Origin of the sequence: Microcoleus sp. B13-B6, assembly GCF_036705405.1 — a bacterium.
Lineage (GTDB): Bacteria > Cyanobacteriota > Cyanobacteriia > Cyanobacteriales > Microcoleaceae > Microcoleus.
This window is the reverse complement of the sequence record NZ_JAUBUJ010000232.1, coordinates 1-2,187: the sequence shown is the minus strand read 5'-3', so window position 1 is coordinate 2,187 and position 2,187 is coordinate 1. Positions and strand designations below refer to the sequence as shown.

Annotated in this window: 1 protein-coding gene and 1 pseudogene; both read left to right on the top strand. The window is 43.5% G+C overall.

Going from position 1 to position 2,187, the window contains the following annotated elements; all coding sequences use genetic code 11:
• Positions 1-512, top strand: a pseudogene (locus tag QUB35_RS38830) (ThiF family adenylyltransferase); the annotation flags it as partial.
• A 230-nt stretch (positions 513-742) separates the two neighbouring features.
• Positions 743-2,134: a transposase gene (locus QUB35_RS38825; protein WP_333148377.1), complete on the top strand. Its 1,392-nt coding sequence runs from the start codon at positions 743-745 to the stop codon at positions 2,132-2,134.
• The last annotated feature ends 53 nt before the right edge of the window (positions 2,135-2,187 follow it).

Below are 2,187 nucleotides of genomic sequence, written 5' to 3'. Positions count from 1 at the left end.
CCAAATTGGTAAAATCATACTGGAATGATTTGGTAATTATCACTGGCTGCGTTGACAATAGTGCGGCTCGTCGTTCCTTGGGCAAAACGCTAGAGAATAACCGCCACGCTGAGATTCCGAGAATCTGGTATCTTGATGCTGGCAATAACTTTGATAGCGGTCAAATTCTACTGGGCAGCCATAATAGCCTTGAAGAGCTAACTCCGCACCTGGATAAGTTCAAGAAAACAGGCATTATGGGAGCGCTTCCCTCTCCTGTTTTACAATGCCCCAATTTGATAGAAGTGCGACCTGAAGAATTGGGAAATACCCATTTATCTTGTGCTGAGTTGGCTAATCTTAACGCTCAGAGTCTCACAATTAATCAAACAATTGCCTCAATCGTTACTGACTATCTATTCCGCCTCAGTTTGACAAAGGACTTGCGTAAGTTTGCCACTTTCCTTAACCTTAAATCTGGTTCTATGCGCTCAGAATTTATCAGTTGTTCATCTCTCATAAAGTTTAGCTAGTCAGACGGGAATCCCTCGCGCGATATCGCTTCGATTGGTGTGGGATGAGAGGCGCGTGAACCGAGGATTCCGCATTTTCATGTCCTCGCCTGCCTGGGTGGCGAGCAATGAAGATGTGGATGACGAGGTGAACAAATCTTTTCTTTATTTGTCAACATTGCTATTCGATATAAATATCCAATTACTACTTGACTTTATCTAGTATTTTCTGGTATTTTTATGATCGGCCAATGCGTCGAGGTCGTAGCGCAGTGAAAGTAACTTATCAGTACAAGTTCTATCCTGAAACTAATCAAAAGTTAACCCTCAATCATTGGTTGAGGATCTGTCGCTATTGGTACAACAGGCAGTTAGGCGATCGATTTGATTGGTGGGAAAATAACCGCACTGGTATAAATGCTTGTCCATTGGTTGCTAGCATCTCTGCGCCTCGCCCCAAGCCCAATTACTACTCTCAAAAACAACAATTGCCCGTCATCAAGAAAGACCTGGTAAAAGTCTTTCACAGTGGCGAGCTATTGGACTTTAAACAGGTAGATTCAACTATCCTGCAAGATGTATCTAAGCGAGTAGATAAAGCATTTGAACGGTTTATCGTAGGTGATAGCAAGGGTGGAAAATCGGGTAGACCCCGTTTCAAGACGGAGGCAGATTACCGGACGATGACTTTTTCTACGGCTAACAACGATTGGATTAAGTTGGTTCGCAAGAATTGGATTTACATTCGATTACCGAAGTTGGGTCTCATAAAAGTTCGGATGCACCGCCCAATCCCCGATGGATTTACCGTTAAGCAAATTAGTGTTACCAGAAAAGCTGACGGTTGGTTTATCCAGATAATGCTTGAAGATTCTTCAGTACCTCAATTTATTCCTAATAAAGTTACCCCAAGCTGGGACAATTCAATTGGGCTAGATGCAGTGCTACACGAGGATGTCTACCTGGCAACGTCATCAGGCGAAAAGTTACCTTCCTTGAAACCGCTTCGTAAAAACCAAGCTAAATTAGACCGCATTTCAAAAAAGCGGAATAAGCGGAAGCGGGGCTCTAAAGCTCGACGAAAATTAGCCAAAAGAGAAGCGAAACAGCACCAAAAAATAGCTCGTTCTCGTCAAGATTTCCACTATAAGACGGCTCACAAGCTTGTGAGGTCAGGCGCTAAGTTCTATTTTCACGAAGACTTAAATCTCAAGGGCTTAACAAAACGGAATAAAGTTAAGCAAGATGATGAGGGGACTTACCTACCGAACGGTCAATCAGCCAAATCAGGACTAAATAAGTCTTGGTTGGATGCTGCATTTGGTCAATTTTTTAAGACGCTGGAATACATAGCCGAAAAAGCTGGGTCAGCCGTCGTTCCGCAAAAGCCTGCTTATACTTCAATGGTTCTGTGCTATCGGAATGAAATTGTTTTTACCGATTGCGGTATACGAAACTATTGGGATGAGCAACATTCTTTAATGGTAGATCGCGATATCAATGCGGCGATCAATTTGAAGAAATTGGGGTTGGACATTTTCCCCACAATAAAACGCCGTAGCGGGAATCTTTCTGTAGTAGGAACTATGGATGACAGTACCGCAAAGGAAATTTTGCACGCGCGACCTGAACTGGTCGTTTAGTCCGAGGAGCCCACTCCTCTAAGGGTTTCACACCCCTTACCCTCACGGAAAAG

Bases quoted from the DNA above. Each gene is read 5' to 3' on its own strand.
- QUB35_RS38825 (WP_333148377.1), top strand. From the start codon at position 743: ATGCGTCGAGGTCGTAGCGCAGTGAAAGTAACTTATCAGTACAAGTTC.